At 65.5% G+C, this 13,708-nt stretch carries 9 protein-coding genes; 4 read left to right on the top strand and 5 right to left on the bottom strand.

Going from position 1 to position 13,708, the window contains the following annotated elements:
- Nucleotides 1-386: 386 nt before the first annotated feature.
- From alaS to ugpQ, 3 genes are all read right to left on the bottom strand, one after another.
- Complete coding sequence (gene alaS, locus AC56K1_RS15535; RefSeq protein WP_497158698.1) at nucleotides 387-2,996, bottom strand: alanine--tRNA ligase; 2,610 nt, start codon at nucleotides 2,994-2,996, stop codon at nucleotides 387-389.
- 157 nt (nucleotides 2,997-3,153) lie between these two features.
- A complete protein-coding gene (locus tag AC56K1_RS15530) occupies nucleotides 3,154-4,824 on the bottom strand; it encodes a flagellinolysin (RefSeq protein ID WP_497158697.1) in 1,671 nt (556 codons plus the stop codon).
- A 103-nt stretch (nucleotides 4,825-4,927) separates the two neighbouring features.
- Complete coding sequence (gene ugpQ / locus AC56K1_RS15525) at nucleotides 4,928-5,689, bottom strand: glycerophosphodiester phosphodiesterase (protein WP_497158696.1); 762 nt, start codon at nucleotides 5,687-5,689, stop codon at nucleotides 4,928-4,930.
- 181 nt (nucleotides 5,690-5,870) lie between these two features.
- Between ugpQ and AC56K1_RS15520 the strand changes: the two genes are divergently transcribed.
- Complete coding sequence (locus AC56K1_RS15520; RefSeq protein ID WP_497158695.1) at nucleotides 5,871-6,386, top strand: hypothetical protein; 516 nt, start codon at nucleotides 5,871-5,873, stop codon at nucleotides 6,384-6,386.
- A gap of 41 nt (nucleotides 6,387-6,427) precedes the next feature.
- A complete protein-coding gene (locus AC56K1_RS15515) occupies nucleotides 6,428-6,832 on the top strand; it encodes a DUF3597 domain-containing protein (RefSeq protein WP_497158694.1) in 405 nt (134 codons plus the stop codon).
- 44 nt (nucleotides 6,833-6,876) lie between these two features.
- On the opposite strand, the gene AC56K1_RS15510 is transcribed toward AC56K1_RS15515, so the two are convergent.
- Both AC56K1_RS15510 and trpS read right to left on the bottom strand, forming a co-directional pair.
- Nucleotides 6,877-7,926: a serine endopeptidase gene (locus AC56K1_RS15510; protein ID WP_497158693.1), complete on the bottom strand. Its 1,050-nt coding sequence runs from the start codon at nucleotides 7,924-7,926 to the stop codon at nucleotides 6,877-6,879.
- Nucleotides 7,927-8,142: 216 nt separating this feature from the next.
- Entirely contained in the window at nucleotides 8,143-9,165 is a 1,023-nt protein-coding gene (trpS, locus tag AC56K1_RS15505) for a tryptophan--tRNA ligase (protein WP_497158692.1), read from the bottom strand.
- 315 nt (nucleotides 9,166-9,480) lie between these two features.
- Between trpS and AC56K1_RS15500 the strand changes: the two genes are divergently transcribed.
- Both AC56K1_RS15500 and AC56K1_RS15495 read left to right on the top strand, forming a co-directional pair.
- Nucleotides 9,481-11,799 (top strand): sugar nucleotide-binding protein, encoded by a 2,319-nt coding sequence (locus AC56K1_RS15500; protein WP_497158691.1) that lies wholly within the window; start codon nucleotides 9,481-9,483, stop codon nucleotides 11,797-11,799.
- Between the two features lie 151 nt (nucleotides 11,800-11,950).
- Nucleotides 11,951-13,708: a cation:proton antiporter domain-containing protein gene (locus tag AC56K1_RS15495; protein WP_497158690.1), complete on the top strand. Its 1,758-nt coding sequence runs from the start codon at nucleotides 11,951-11,953 to the stop codon at nucleotides 13,706-13,708.

Genomic DNA, 13,708 nt, shown 5'->3' with positions numbered 1-13,708 from the left:
TTTCGGCGGTATGACGCAGCGCACCAAAATAGTCACACATTGTTGCAGGCCCGCAACCGAATGTCAAATCAACCATGCTTGTGCACTTTTTCACAACACTCGGCGCCCGAGTGGCATCAGGATGGTGCGCCATCTGATATATGCGGAGTAGGTAAGCGAATTGCAAGCGAGCGCAACTTTAGCAGACGCTGCTTGATAAGAAACCGAGGATTCGATGAATACGCAGGTCTACTCCACAAAAGAAGAATGCGGACCGCGATTGTAGGAAACCGTTAGCAATACTGCACTGCGCAAGAACAGTGCCGTGCTTGCGCCAGCTCGCGTGCCACGCGGCAGGCGAAAAAAAGCCGCCGGAGGCGGCTTTCATGAACACGTGAAATAAAGAATCAGGCGCGCTCGCCCACCCACCCCGCCACGCCGGCCAGTGCCGCCGCCAGGTTCGATGGGTCGGTACCGCCGGCCTGCGCCATGTCCGGACGGCCGCCGCCCTTGCCGCCGACCTGCTGGGCGACGAAGTTCACCAGCTCGCCGGCCTTGACCTTGCCGGTGGCGTCCTTGGTCACGCCTGCGATCAGGCTGACCTTGCCATCCGCCACGCTGGCCAGCACGATAGCCGCGGTCTGCAGCTTGTCCTTGAGCTTGTCCATGGTCTCGCGCAGCGCGGTGGCGTCGGCGCCATCCATGGTCGCGGCCAGCACCTTGATGCCGTTGACGTCGATGGCCTGGGCCACCAGTTCGTCGCCCTGGCCCGAGGCCAACTTCGACTTCAGTGCGGCCACTTCTTTTTCCAGCGTCTTGACCTGGTCCTGGACCTGGGCGATGCGCGAAGTGAGCTCGTCCGGGCTGGTTTTCAACGCTCCCGCGGCTTCCTGCAGCTTGCGGTTGATCGACTGCACCAGCGCCAGTGCGCCCTCGCCGGTGACGGCCTCGACGCGGCGGATGCCGGCCGCGACGCCGCCTTCCGACACGATCTTGAACAGGCCGATGTCGCCGGTGCGGGTCACGTGCACGCCACCGCACAGCTCTTTCGAGCTGCCGATGTCCAGCACGCGCACGGTGTCGCCGTACTTCTCGCCGAACAGCGCCATCGCGCCATGCTTGACCGCGTCATCAAAACTCATGTTGTGCGAGGCGGTCGCGTGGTTCTCGAGGATCTCGCGGTTGACGATGGTTTCGACTTTCGCGATCTCGTCAAGCGTCAGCGGCGCGCCGTGGCTGAAGTCGAAGCGGGTCTTCTCGGCATCGACCAGCGAGCCTTTCTGCTGCACGTGGCTGCCCAGCACTTCGCGCAGGGCCTTGTGCATCAAGTGGGTCGCCGAGTGGTTGCGGATGGTGCGTGCGCGCTTGACGGTATCGACCTGCGCGTCGACGGTGTCGCCGACTTTGAGCGAACCTTCGCGCAGCACGCCGTGGTGGCCGAATACGTCAGCCTGGATCTTGAGCGTGTCTTCGACTTCGAACACGTTGGCGCCATTGCCGATCACGCCCTGGTCGCCGACCTGGCCGCCCGACTCGGCGTAGAACGGGGTGGTGTCGAGCACCACGATGCCATCCTGGCCGGCCTTGAGTTCCTGGACCGCCACGCCGTCGGCATACAGCGCCAGCACGTGGGTGTTGTGGGCCAGCGATTCATAGCCGACGAACTTGGTCTTCTCGCCTGCATACTCGACCTTGGCGGCCATCTTGAACTTGCCGGCGGCGCGCGCGGTTTTCTTCTGCTGCTCCATCGCCGCGGTGAAGCCTGCTTCATCGAGCGTAATGCCACGTTCGCGGCAGATGTCGGCCGTCAGGTCGAGCGGGAAGCCGTAGGTGTCGTACAGCGTGAAGGCGGTGCCGCCGTCCAGGTTTTTCGCATCCTTGGCCAGCTGGGCTTCCAGGATCTTCATGCCGTTTTCCAGCGTCTCGCCGAAACGCTCTTCCTCGGCCTTGAGCACTTGCGCCACGCGCGCGGCGGCGTCGTGCAGTTCCGGATAGGCGGCGCCCATTTCCAGGTCGAGGTCCGCCACCAGCTTGTGGAAGAAGGGCTTGGTCTGGCCCAGCTTGTGGCCGTGGCGCAGGGCTCGGCGGATGATGCGGCGCAGGACGTAGCCGTGGCCTTCGCTGCTCGGGATGATGCCGTCGACGATCATGAAGGAGGCCGCGCGGATGTGGTCGGCGATGACCTTCAGCGAATTGTTGTTCAAGTCTTCGGCGCCGGTTTCGCGCGCGGCAGCCTTGATCAATGCCTGGAACAGGTCGATCTCGTAGTTGCTGTGCACGTGCTGCAGCACGGCGGCCAGGCGCTCCATGCCCATGCCGGTGTCGATCGACGGCTTCGGCAGCGGGGTGAGCACGCCCGATTCATCGCGGTTGAACTGCATGAACACCAGGTTCCAGATCTCGATGAAGCGGTCGCCATCTTCCTCGCTTGATCCCGGAGGGCCGCCCCAGATGTCGGCGCCGTGGTCGTAGAACACTTCGGTGCACGGGCCGCAAGGGCCGGTATCGGCCATCTGCCAGAAGTTGTCCGACGCATAGCGCGCGCCCTTGTTGTCGCCGATGCGGATGATGCGATCGATAGGCACGCCGATCTCGTTGGCCCAGATGTCGTAGGCTTCGTCGTCCTCGAAATAGACGGTGACGGTGAGCTTCTCTGGCGGCAGCAGGTAGACCTTGGTCAGCAGCTCCCAGCAGTAGTTGATCGCGTCGCGCTTGAAATAGTCGCCGAAGCTGAAGTTACCCAGCATCTCGAAGAAGGTATGGTGGCGCGCGGTATAGCCGACGTTTTCCAGGTCGTTGTGCTTGCCGCCGGCGCGCACGCAGCGCTGCACGGTAGTTGCGCGCGAGTACGGGCGCGTATCCAGGCCCAGGAACACATCCTTGAACTGCACCATTCCGCTGTTGGTCAGCAGCATGGTCGGGTCGTTGCCCGGCACCAGCGGGCTGGAACGGACAATGGCGTGGCCTTTGGACTCGAAGAACTTGAGGAACTTTTCGCGGATTTCAGAGGATTTCATGTCGTATGGGCGTAAGGAGGCAGCATGCTGTATAAAAAATCGATTATAGCGTAGCTGTACACCGGGTTATTGGTGCGGGCGATATTTACGGGTTATGGGGGAAGGACGTGGTGGTGGGTGTGGCGAACCTTCGCTGCGTAGCCGAAACCCTGGAACATCACCGCAACAACGACAGCACCGCCCTTGGCATGCTATTCGCCTGCGCCAGCATCGCCGATGCCGCCTGCTGCAGGATCTGCGTGCGCGTGAGCCCCGCGGCAGTGCCCGCATAGTCCACGCCCTCGATCCGCTCCTTGGCCGCCGCCAGGTTGATGGCATTGGCCTGCATTCCATTGGCAACCATGTCGAGCCGGTTGCTGGCCGCGCCCACGTTCACGCGCTGCTGGTTGACGAATTCCAGCGCCTGGTCCAGGTGCAGCAGCGAGACGGCGGCGTTCTTCAGGTCCAGGTCGGCCAGCCCGAGCGCACTGGCGTTCATCGATGAGAACTGCAGCTCGACCAGGTCGCCCGCGTCGCCGCCGACCTGGACCTGCATCCGGTTCACGCCGGTGGCCCCGCCGAGCTCCGGGTAGGTCACCACGAAGTTCGCCAGCCCGTCCGAGGCGTTGCTGGTGCCGGTGTCCGGCACCACGGTGCGGGCGTTGCGCGCCGTGCTGCCATCGGCATCGAGGCCGCCGATGGCGCCGGTGTCGGCGTTCCACAGATCCATCTTCGTGGAGATGAAGTTCGCGCCGTTGGTCCCGAAATCGCTGAGGAAGGCAGCCGTGCCGGCAATCCGGCCGCCGGTCACCGCGTTCAGGGCCACGCCCAGGTCGGCCGACTGGTTCTGGTCCAGGTACTGCATCACGCCCTTGATGCCGCCCTCCACGCCCAGGTCTTTGAGCTTGTCGTGCATGTAGCGGGTGGCGACATAGCCGCCTTCGTAGGTAAACCCGCCGCCGGCGATGACGCCGACGATACCGGCCGCGGTGGAGCCGCCCGCGATGGCGCCGCGCAGGCGCTCGTCCGCGCCGTGGATCAGTTCAGCCGTGCCTTCGCTGAACCACTGCGGCAAGCCAAAGAAGTTCAGCGAACGCCCCATGATGGCGTGCGCCATCTCGTGCGCGACGATGCGGTCGCTGTAGAACGGCGCGCCGCCGCCATCCGGCGTGGCAGCAGTGCCGAAGTCGGCCATGTCGAGGTTCAGGCTCAGGTTGTTGAACTTGCCGTCGCCTCCAACGGTGCCGGACACCGAGGCCAGCACGCCGGCGCCCCCATCGCCCCCCTCGAGGTTGACCGTGATCCTGGCCCCGTCCGCGCTCAGCCCATAGTATTTCTTGATCATGTCCTCTGCCGAACTCAGCCAGCCGGTCTTCAGGCCGTCGAGCACCACCCGCTTGCGCTCGTCGCCGCCGATGCTGGTGCGTTCCTGCGCGAAGATGGCGTTGCCGTTGAACTGGGTCTGCCCGCCCACCTCGTTGATCTGGTGGAGCAGCTGCACCGCCTCGTGCTGCAAGGCGGCGCGGTCCTTGTCCGTATACGCGCCGTTGCCGGAGGCTACCGCCAGCTCGCGCAGGCGCTGCAGGTTCTCGACCACGTTCGCCATGGCGCCATCGGCCACCTGCAGCATGGAGGTGCCGTCGCTGATGTTGCGCGCCGCCTGGCTCATCCCGCGCTGGGTTGCCGTCATGCGCGCGGCAATCGCCTGCCCGGCTGCATCGTCCGCGGCACTGTTGATACGCGAGCCGGAGCTCAGGCGAGCGATGAGCTTCTCCTGGCTTGCGGCGTGCAGCGTAAGCGCACGCTGCGTATTGAGCGATTGGACGTTGGTGTTGATCGATAATGACATGGTGGCCTTGGCCCGGAGGGCGGTCGCCCGTCATTAACGACAACTGGTCAGTCTACTTGAGGCCCGGCTTGCTTATTTTTTTGCAAATACCCTCGATCCAGGCCTAAGCCCGGCTGCCGAATTCCGGCCCGATCAGGTCGACCCGGTCGGTGCAGAAGGCCTCGACGCCCCACGCCAGCAATTCGCCGGCCCGGACCGGATCGTTGACCGTGTAGCAGAACAGGCCGAAACCGGCGTCGCGCACGGCCTTGGCCAGTTCCGGCGTCAGGTGCTTGTGGTTGGTATGGATGGCGACCGCACCGACCGAGCGCGCCAGCGGCTCCCAGCCCGGCGGCAGCTCGCTCATCAGGCAGGCGCGCGGCAGGTCCGGGGCGGCCTGCTGCGCCGCTTCCAGCGCGGCCAGGCTGAACGAGGACAGCAAGGGCGAGCGCGCCAGGTCGCCGGCCGCGATCTCGCCCGCGAACATGTCGCGGGCGATGCGCGCCACCGCGTCGCCGGTCTCGGCATCGAAGCCGCGCGCCGGCTTGATCTCGATGTTCATCCAGACGCCCTGCTTCTTGCAATAGCGGGCGAAGTCGGTGAACAGGGGCACCGGCTCGCCGCGGTAGTCGGGGCCGAACCAGCTGCCGGCATCCATCCGCGCCAGCTCGGCCGCGTCATAGTCGAACACGTGACCGGCGCCGGTGACCGTGCGGCCGAGGTAGGGATCGTGCATCACCACCGGCACGCCGTCGCGCGCCAGCATGACGTCGAATTCCACCGCCCGGAACCCATAGTCCATGCCGCGCCGCAAGCCGGCGAAGGTGTTCTCGGGGGCAAGCGTGCCGCCGCCGCGATGGGACAGGATCCGGGGGTAAGGCCACATGCTGCACTCCTGCCGAAGGATTTCAGGTGACTGCGCCAGGAAGCTTACCCCGGCGAACGGTTGGATGTCTACATGGAAAGGAAGCACGCCTTTAGGGTGGCCACCGTTGAATACCGAACAGAGGAAGGCAGAGCATCGCGTCTACTCTCAACATTCACCCATGTAAAAGCAGGAGAACGAGATGGCATTTGATCTAGGCACCCTACTGACGCAATACCTGGGCGGCGCTGCCGGCGCTAACCAGAACCAGGCAGCAGACGATTTCGACCGCGTGGCACAGAACGCGCCGCGCGAGGCGCTGGCGCAGGGCGTGACCGGAGCGCTGCGCTCCGACCAGACCCCGCCCTTCCCGCAGATGGTCAGCCAGATGTTTGGCCAGAGCAACCCGAACCAGCGTGCCGGCATGCTCAACCAGCTGCTCTCCACGCTCGGCCCGGGCGTGCTTGCTTCGCTGGGCGGCGGCGCCCTCGGCAAGCTGTTCGGCGGCCGTACCCCGACGCAGGTCACGCCCGAGCAGGCCGAGCAGGTCTCTCCGGAAGACGTGCGCGAGCTGGCTGAAAAGGCCGAGCAGCAAAACCCGAGCATCGTCGACCGCATGGGCGACTTCTATGCCGACAACCCGACCCTGGTCAAGGCCATCGGCGGCGCCGCACTGGCCATCGCCCTGGGCCACATGGCACAGAACATGCGCCGCTAATCGCTTCACCCTTCCATCAACCACAACCAACGAGGACCACTATGGGCATCCTGAGCAATATCTTCAGCAAGATCTTCCCGAAGTCGCACGCCGCCAACAAGGGCCCGGCCGCGCCGGCCCCGAGCGCACCGCAGGCCCAGCCGCAAGCGCAGCAGCCGGCTCCCGCCCCTGCCCCGGCCGCCATGGACCAGGTGGACGTCGAGGCAATCCTGAGCGCCAAGCAGCAGGCCTCGGGCGAGCAGCTGAACTGGCGCAGCTCGATCGTCGACCTGCTCAAGCTGCTCGACCTGGACAGCAGCCTGCAGGCGCGCAAGGAACTGGCCGCCGAACTGCACTACAGCGGCGACACCAGCGACTCGGCTTCGATGAACATCTGGCTGCACAAGCAGGTCATGAACAAGCTCGCGGCCAATGGCGGCAAGGTGCCGGCCGATCTGCGTGACTAAGCTGCGCAAGCTTGCGCGCTAGGTCCTGAACTGGCCGGCTGATCTCAGTCGGCCAGTGTCGTATTGGCCGCCGTACCGCAGGCGAAACAAAAGCGTGCAAAGGCATTCTTGCGGGTCGTGCAGCAGGCGCATCGGTCGAACAGGCCGATGCCGCAGTGCGGGCAGAAATCGAGCTTGGCGTCCTTCAGGTCGGCCTGGCGCTCGCAACCCGGGCAGACGCCCTTGCCAAGGCGGGCCATGGCAGCATCGTAGCGCAGGCCCTGGCGGCGCTGCGCGTCGGGCAACGCCTCGGTTTCCTTCTGGCGCGCGAGGTAGCGCTGCAGCGAAATGATCGCATAGCGTCCCACCAAAACGGTGATGGCGATGCCGACCAGGTAGCGCACATAGCCGCCATAGCTCGGAAGGTAGGGCACGAGTTCGAAGAAGAAGGTGAACAGGGCGAAGATGATGAAGCCCCAGACAAACGGCCAATAGGTTCCCTTGCGCTTGCGAACGAACAGCCAGCCGGCCAGCACCAGCAAGGGCAGCGTCAGGGCCAGGCGGTACAGGAAGACGCGCAATTCCTTGGCGATGGAGGCGTCGACGAAGGCCTGGCGCGCCGGCGTGTCGATTTTCTCCCAGCGCGCCTGTACACCCTGCAGGATATGATCTGCGTCAAGGGAAGCTTGCTGCTGGGCTTGCACGACCGCCAGGGCTGCGCGCTCCTGCGCTTCAAGCTTGTCGAGCGCCCGTGTGCGCTCGATCAACTCCGGATCCTGGCTGGGTTGCGCCGTGGCGCGCCGGGTAGCCAGCCAGTTATCGAAGGTGTCGCGTGCCGAACGGGTATTCGAGCGCGCCACCTCGTACTTTTGCTGTGCCTGTTCCAGGGCAAGCTGGGCGGCTTCGCGCCGCTCCTTCGCCGCCCCCTCCTCGGCCCGCACCGCGGCGACCTGCACAGGGTCCATGAATTGCTCGACCGAGAGCTCCGCTTCGACATCCCACAGGTTGCCGACGAGATTGCTGCCGAGTCCGATCAGGAAGGCGGCGAACGCGAACGCCACCAGCCATAGCGCGCGTTGCAGCCATTTTTCGGTAAGACGCAGGCCTTTGCTCATGGAGATGCTCCCCAATGACGATAAAGGCTGCAGATTGCCATTGGTGGACATTGCGGGCCAGCTTGAAACGCAAGGGGGATGCGTTGCGGTACCCGAGGTAGCGAGGGCCGATACTATTGGCTTGGCCGCACTTCCTAGGGTGGACAGTTTCCTGCCCACCCTACGGTTCAGTGGTCATTCATACGGTTCAACGCTTATCAACGGTAGCAGGGCTAATCAAAAGTACGACAAGCCCAGCGCCTTGCGCACCTCATCCGTCGTCGCCGCCGCCACTTCGCGTGCCCGCATCGTGCCTTCCTTCAAAATCTGCATCACTTGCCCGCGGTCCTTCGCGAACTCCTCGCGGCGCGCGCGAATCGGGGCCAGCATCTCCTGCAAAATGCCCTCCAGACGCTTCTTGACGATACTGTCGCCCAGTCCGCCGCGCTGGTAATGCGCCTTCATCTCGGCCAGGCCTTCCTTGTCGGTATCGAAGGCATCCAGGTAGATGAAGGCCACGTTGCCCTCGATGTGGCCGGGGTCGGATACTTTCAGGTGCAGCGGATCGGTATAGACCTGCTTGACCGCGGCGCGGATCTCGTCGGCGCTGGCGCCCAGGTTGATGGTGTTGCCTAGCGATTTGCTCATCTTGGCGCGGCCGTCGATGCCCGGCAGGCGGCCCACTTCCGGCACGATCGCCTTGCATTCAACCAGGATCTCCTGGCCGACATTGCGGTTGAACTTGCGCACGATTTCGTTGCACTGCTCGATCATCGGGATCTGGTCGTCGCCGACCGGCACCACGGTGGCCTTGAAGGCGGTGATGTCGGCCGCCTGGCTGGCCGGATAGGTGAGGAAACCGGCCGGGATGTCGCGCTCGAAACCGCGCAGGACGATCTCGGCCTTGACCGTCGGATTGCGCTCCAGGCGCGCCACGGTGACCAGGTTCAGGTAGTAGAAGGTGAGCTCGGTGAGCTCCGGAATCTGCGACTGGATCAGGATGGTGGTACGGGCCGGATCGATGCCGCAGGCGAGGTAATCGAGCGCCACCTCGACAACATTCCGGTGTACCTTACCAATGTCATCCATGTTGTCGGTCAGCGCCTGGGCGTCTGCCAGCATCACGAACTGGCGGTAGGTGTCCTGGTAAGCGACACGGTTGCGCAGGCTGCCCACGAAGTGGCCGAGGTGCAGCGGGCCGGTAGGCCGGTCGCCGGTCAGGATGACAGGCGTAGAAGCGGAGGGGTTTTGCGAGCTCATCGTGTTCCTTTGGCTTTGTTCTTTAATAAGCCCCGATCGTCCTGCGCAAAAAATAAAACGCCACCCGGATCGAGGCGGCGTTACTTGAAATGCACATCATTCCCGTGGCCGCGCGCTGTCAGCGGCGCCACCAGGTCGGAAGAAATTGATGTGCTTTCGGAAAATTCATGGACTGCATGGTTGCAGGTTGACGCTCTGCTGTCAACCGCTTCCGGTTCGTGAACCGGCAGGCGCGGCTCCCCCTCTTGCATTTTTTACCCGGGATGCCCACCTGCAGTTTTTTTGTTGCAATAATATTAATAATTGGTGAAATTGATGAATAAGAAAGAGAGCACGAACAGCCAAGCCCGCCCCCTGGAACTCTGGGGCGGCCTCGAATGTACGGTCAACCGCGTGCGCGACGAATATTTCAGCCAGTTAGACCGCAACGGCCATGCCGGGCGCGCCTGCGATATCGAACGCTTCGCGTCCACCGGCATCAAGGCCATCCGCTATCCCGTGCTATGGGAGCGTACCGCACCAGAGGGGCTCGCCAAGGCCGACTGGAGCTGGCCCGACGAGCGCCTGCCGGCGCTGCGCGAGGCCGGCGTCAACCCGATCGTCGGCCTGGTGCACCACGGCAGCGGCCCGCGCCACACCAGCCTGGTCGACCCGGCCTTCGCCGACCAACTGGCCGAATACGCCGGCGCCGTGGCAGCGCGCTATCCCTGGGTCGAGCTCTACACCCCGGTCAACGAGCCCTGCACCACCGCCCGCTTCGCCGGCCTGTACGGCGTCTGGTACCCGCATGGCCGCGATGACCGCAGCTTCATCGAAGCGCTGCTGGTCCAGTGCCGTGCGGTCGTGCTGTCGATGCGCGCGATCCGCGCCGTCAATCCGAACGCCAGGCTGGTGCAAACCGACGACCTCGGCAAGACCTACGGCACCCCGGAAATGGCCGAGGTTGCCGAGTTCTACAACGAGCGCCGCTGGCTGGCCTGGGACCTGCTGTGCGGCATGGTCGGGCCCGGGCATCCCCTCTGGCGCTACCTGCTCAAGACCGGCATCGACGCGTCCGCATTCCTCTGGTTTTGCGAGAACCCCTGCCCGCCCGACATCATCGGCGTCAATTACTACGTCACCTCCGAGCGCTGGCTCGACCACCGTCCCGAGCGCTTCCCCGCACACCACCGCGGCGTGGCCGACGGCATCCCCTGCGCCGACATCGAAGCCTCGCGCGTGCTGGCCACGCCCACGCCGGGCATCGCCCCGCTGCTGCAAGAGGTCTGGGACCGCTACCGCATTCCCCTGGCGATCACCGAAGCCCACATCGACGCCAACCGCGAAGACCAGCTGCGCTGGCTGCTCGAGATCTGGGAAGCGGCCCAGCAGTCGCAGCAGAACGGCGTGGATGTGCGCGCCGTCACCGTCTGGTCGCTGCTCGGCTCCTTCGACTGGAACAGCCTGGTCACGCAGAACAAGGGCTATTACGAGCCGGGCCCCTTCGACGTGCGCTCGCCGCTGCCGCGCCCGACCGCGCTCGCAAAAATGATGCACGAGATCTCGTCGGGCCAGCCGCTGTCGCACCCGGTGCTGCGCGGCCAGGGCTGGTGGCGCCGCCCGGGGCGCTTCCTGTGTCATCCGCCGGTGGCCACCCCGAGCGCTCTCACCTCGATTTCCGCCGACGGCCACCGCCTGGTAGGAACGGGCGCTGCACCGATCCTGGTCCTGGGCGCCACCGGCACCCTCGGCCGCGCCTTTGCCCGCGTCTGCCGCAAGCGCAACATCGCCTTCCGCCTGCTCTCGCGCAAGGAGATGGATATCGCCGATAGCGATTCGGTCGAGCGCGCACTGGCGCACTACCAGCCCTGGGCCGTCATCAATACCGCCGGCTATGTGCGCGTGGACGATGCCGAGAACGATGCAGAACGCTGCTTCCGCGAAAACACCGCCGGCCCGGCCATCCTTGCCGCCGCCTGCGCCCGCCACGGCGTGCACCTGACCAGCTTCTCAAGCGACCTGGTGTTCGACGGCCTCCAGGACCGCCCCTATGTCGAATCCGACCCGGTCGCCCCGCTGGGCGTCTATGGCCGCAGCAAGGCCGAAGCGGAAAGCGCGGTGCTCGACAAGCATCCCGGCGCGCTGATGGTCCGCACCAGCGCCTTCTTTGGCCCCTGGGACCAGCACAACTTCGTCACCCTGGCGCTGAACGCGCTCGAGCGCGGCGAATGCTTCACCGCCTCGAACGACCTGACCATCACGCCCACCTACGTGCCTGACCTGGTGCACGCCTGCCTGGACCTGGCGATCGACCGCGAAGCCGGGATCTGGCACTTGTCCAATGGCGGCGCGCTGAGCTGGGCCGACCTGGCGTTGAAGGCTGCCGAACGCGCGGGCGTGGATGCCAGCCGGCTGGAAGCGCGTTCGATCGCGTTCACGGCAGCGCGCCCTGTCTATTGCGCATTGACGAGCGAGCGCGGCATCCTGCTGCCCCGCCTGGACCAGGCCCTCGACCGCTACCTGGAGTTGCGCAACGTGGACGATCCGGAGATCGAAGAGCTGCAACTCACCGCCGAAAGCCGCCAGCCGATGGCCAGCGGGCACCGGCAGCAGGAAGAGACGCCGCCGGAGGCAGTGCAGGCGGGGAATTGCTGATGGTGCGCCTGCTCATGTAAGTTCAACCTGGGTCCCGCCTTCGCGCGCCTTCGCGGGGACCCAATTTCGCAGCACACCCACTACCGTCACAGCCCCGCTCCACTCCCACACGCTACAATCGCCGCACCCTCCACTCCCCGGCCCACCCACCGTGCAAGAGCAACACGCCTTCCCCTTCCTGCGCGAGATCCTGCTCTTCCTGGTTCTCTCGGGCATCCTGATACCCCTGCTCCAGCGCCTGCGCATCAACCAGGTGGTCGGCTTCCTGGCCGTCGGCACCCTGGTCGGCCCCTTTGGCCTCGGCCTGCTCGCGGGCGACATCCCGTGGCTGGCCTTCCTCACCTTCCCGCGCGGCGAAGGCATCTCGATGCTGGCCGAGATCGGCGTGCTGTTCCTGATGTTCATGATCGGCCTCGAACTCTCCGCCGCCCGCCTCTGGGCCATGCGGCGCTGGGTATTCGGCGCCGGCACCGCACAGGTAGCAGTCAGCGCGGTCCTGATCGGGGGCGCCCTGCTCCTGTCCGGCCAGCTCGACACCCAGGCCGCCATCATCATCGGCCTGCTGCTCTCGCTGTCCTCCACCGCGGTCGTCATGCAGCTGCTGGCCCAGCAGCAGGCGACCGGCACGCCGCTCGGCCAGGCCACCTTCGCCATGCTGATGCTGCAGGACCTGGCCGTGGTGCCGATCCTGCTGCTGATCGGCGCCCTGGGCCACGGCGGCGGCGACGGCGTCGCCATGCTGGCGTTCACGACGCTGGCGAAAGCGGCGGCCGCCATCGCCCTGATCTACCTGGTGGGCGGGCGCGTCGTCCACAAGCTGTTCCGCTCCTTTGCCGAGCACCGCCAGCCGGATGTCTTCATGGCGCTGATCCTGCTCAGCACCTTCGGCATCGCGGGCTTGTCCGCCGCGGCCGGCCTGTCGATGGCGCTGGGCGCGATGATCGCAGGCCTGCTGCTGGCCGAGACCGAGTTCAAGCACGAAGTCGAACTGATGGTCGAACCCTTCAAGGGCCTGCTCATGGGCCTGTTCTTCATGACGGTCGGGATGAGCATCGACACCCGCCAGGTGCTCGAGGCGCCGCTACTGCTGGCGGCCTGCGTGGCCGGCCTGGTGCTGCTCAAGGCAGTGGTGGTCGCGGTGCTGCTGCGGATCGGCGGCTTGAGCTGGGGCCGCGCGGTCGAGGGCGGCCTGCTGCTGGGCCAGGGCGGCGAGTTCGCCTTTGTCGCGGTGGGCTATGCGGTGACATCACAGGTGCTCGATCCCGTGCTGGGCGCGCGCGTCATGCTGGTGGTGGGCCTTACCCTGTTCATCACGCCGATGCTGGCGCGCCTGGGCCGCGCGATCGGCGATCGCAGCGACGCCTCCGGGCACGAACTGGCGGCCAGCCAGGACGAGCACCAGCTGGCATCGGCACGCGGCCGCATCATCATCGCCGGCTTCGGGCGCGTGGGCCAGCAACTGGCCAAGCTGCTGGGCGAGCAGAGCATCCCCTTCGTCGCTTTCGAATGCGACGCCAAGCTGGTATCGAGCCTGCATGCCCAAGGCAAGCCGGTCTACTTCGGCAACGCCTCGCGCCCCGAACTGCTGCGCCGCGTACATGCCGACGAGGCGCCGGCCATCGTGTTGACCATGGACCATCCAGCTTCCGCGATGCAGGCCGTGCGCGGCATCCGGCGCGAATTCCCGCACGTGCCCCTGTTCGTGCGCTCGCGCGACGAGAAGCATGCGCGGGCGCTGCGCCTGGCCGGCGCCAGCGTGGTGGTGCCGGAAACGCTGGAAGCGAGCCTGCAGCTGTCGGCCTTCGTGCTGGAGGCGATGGGACTGGACGAGCGCCTGGTGGACGGCATCGTCGACCACGAACGCGACCTGTTCAGCGCGAAGCTGCTGGAGCCAGAACGGCCAGCTTGA

Source organism: Telluria sp. ZB4P37 (assembly GCF_059685855.1).
The sequence above is the reverse complement of the archived record's forward strand: the minus strand, read 5'-3'. Positions and strand labels throughout refer to the sequence as shown.

What these genes read in the sequence shown, in the direction of transcription:
- alaS (WP_497158698.1), bottom strand. Translation starts at nt 2,996, where the DNA reads ATGAAATCCTCTGAAATCCGCGAAAAGTTCCTCAAGTTCTTCGAGTCC.
- trpS (WP_497158692.1), bottom strand. Translation starts at nt 9,165, where the DNA reads ATGAGCTCGCAAAACCCCTCCGCTTCTACGCCTGTCATCCTGACCGGC.
- AC56K1_RS15500 (WP_497158691.1), top strand. Translation starts at nt 9,481, where the DNA reads ATGAATAAGAAAGAGAGCACGAACAGCCAAGCCCGCCCCCTGGAACTC.
- AC56K1_RS15520 (WP_497158695.1), top strand. Translation starts at nt 5,871, where the DNA reads ATGGCATTTGATCTAGGCACCCTACTGACGCAATACCTGGGCGGCGCT.
- AC56K1_RS15515 (WP_497158694.1), top strand. Translation starts at nt 6,428, where the DNA reads ATGGGCATCCTGAGCAATATCTTCAGCAAGATCTTCCCGAAGTCGCAC.
- AC56K1_RS15530 (WP_497158697.1), bottom strand. Translation starts at nt 4,824, where the DNA reads ATGTCATTATCGATCAACACCAACGTCCAATCGCTCAATACGCAGCGT.
- ugpQ (WP_497158696.1), bottom strand. Translation starts at nt 5,689, where the DNA reads ATGTGGCCTTACCCCCGGATCCTGTCCCATCGCGGCGGCGGCACGCTT.
- AC56K1_RS15510 (WP_497158693.1), bottom strand. Translation starts at nt 7,926, where the DNA reads ATGAGCAAAGGCCTGCGTCTTACCGAAAAATGGCTGCAACGCGCGCTA.